Annotated in this window: 1 protein-coding gene; it reads right to left on the bottom strand. The window is 72.4% G+C overall.

Annotated elements, in window-relative coordinates:
• Positions 1-1,711, bottom strand: a 1,711-nt coding sequence (locus tag AB0C29_RS46230) for a heavy metal translocating P-type ATPase (protein WP_360834433.1), incomplete at its 3' end; no start/stop codon positions are given.
• Between the last annotated feature and the right edge of the window lie 177 nt (positions 1,712-1,888).

Here is a 1,888-nt window from a genome sequence, read left to right as displayed (position 1 = left end):
TGCCGGGCCGGAACCCCAGGTCAGCGGCGACCGCCTCGGCCACCGGGCGGGCATCCCCGGTGATCATCACGATCTTCCGGACGCCCTGCGCCCGCAGCTCGGCGATGGCCTCGCGCGCCTCGGGGCGGACCTCGTCCGCCAAGGCGAACGCGCCCAGCACCTGCGGGCCACCGTCCGCGGGCAACCGCAGCAGATGCAGGACCGCGGCGCCACGCCGCGACCACTCCTCAGCGGTACGGCGCAACCCGGCCGGCACCTCGGCGTTCAGCTCACGCAGCAGGGACGGTCCACCCACGGCGTACGCGGTGTCGTCGACGACGGCTTGCACGCCGCGGCCGGTGAGCGACCGGAAGTCCCGGGCCGACGCGCGCAGTCCGCGCTGCCCGGCGACGGCGACGATCGCCCGGGCCAGCGGATGCTCACTGTCCGCCTCGACCGCGCCGGCCAGGCGCAACACGCCGTCCTCGGTCTCACCCTCCGCGACGGCGATGCCCGTGACGGTGTGGGCGCCCTTGGTCAACGTCCCGGTCTTGTCGAACAGCACGGCGTCCACGGTGCGCATCCGTTCCAGCGCCAGCCGGTCCTTGACCAGGATGCCGGCCTTGGCCGACACGGCCGTGGACAACGCGATCACCAGCGGAATGGCCAGGCCGAGCGCGTGCGGGCACGCGATGACCAGGACCGTCACGGTACGGACCACAGCCCCGTCCACATCACCCAGCAGCCACCACACCACAAACGTGAGCGCCGCCGCGGCCGTAGCGATGTAGAACAGCATCGCGGCGAACCGGTCGGCCAGAACCTGCGCACGGCCGTTGGAGGCCTGCGCCTGCGCGACGAGACGCCCGATGCCGGCCAGCGCGGTGTCCGCACCGATCGCGTCGACCCGTACCCGAAGAGCGGAGTCCGTAGCGACCGTCCCGGCCACGACCCGATCGCCGGCCGCCCGGGCCACCGGGCGGCTCTCCCCCGTGATCATGGACTCGTCGAGCTCGGCCGACCCCTCGACGATGCGACCGTCGGCGGGCACCCGGGCGCCGGAGCGCACCAGCACCGTGTCGCCCACCACCAGGTCAGCGACCGGCACCCGGTCGACGTCGCCGGCAGCGGTGATCCGCTCGGCGTCGTCGGGCAGCAACGCGGCCAGGGCGGCGAGCGCCCCCTGGGCCTGGCCGATCGCCTTCATCTCCTGCCAGTGACCCAGCAGCATGATGGTCACCAGGGCGGCCAGCTCCCACCAGAAGTCCAGGTCGAACGCCCCGAAGCTGGTGGCCAGCGACGCCGCGTAGGCGACGGTGATGGCCATCGAGATGAGCAACATCATGCCGGGCGCCCGGTCCCGGACCTCAGCGACGGCGCCGGCCAGGAACGGCCACCCGCCGTAACCGAACACGAACGTGCCGAGGACCGGGCCGACCAGGGAGATCCCGGGGAAGTCCAGGGAGTAACCGAACCAGTCCATCACCATGTGGCTGGTGAGCACGATCGGCAGGGTGAGGGCGAGACTCAGCCAGAACTTGCGCCGGAACATCTCGGGGTCGTGGCCGGCGTGCTTGTCATGCCCCTCATGCCCTTGATGCCCTTGATGCCCGCCGTGGCCGGCTTGGTGGTCGTGACCGCCGGGGCCTTCGCCGTGGTTGCTCTCGTGGTGATGCTCGTGGACCGCCGTGGTCTGGCCCTGGGCCCGGCCCTCACCGTCTACCGAATTCATCGTGGCCACCTCCACGAGCCAAGCTATACCCCCTGGGGGTACCCGGCAAGGTCTGTCAGGTCACAGCCCCGGGTGGTCCCGGCGCGCCGATTCGTCCCGCGCGGGTGCCGACCCCACCGCGCGCCGCAGCCGGTCGCTGCGGCCCAGCCGGTCGCCGCGTCAGGGGCAATTGCCGCG

The organism is Actinoplanes sp. NPDC048791 (assembly GCF_040650095.1).
Taxonomy (GTDB): Bacteria; Actinomycetota; Actinomycetes; order Mycobacteriales; family Micromonosporaceae; genus Actinoplanes.
The sequence above is the reverse complement of the archived record's forward strand: the minus strand, read 5'-3'. Positions and strand labels throughout refer to the sequence as shown.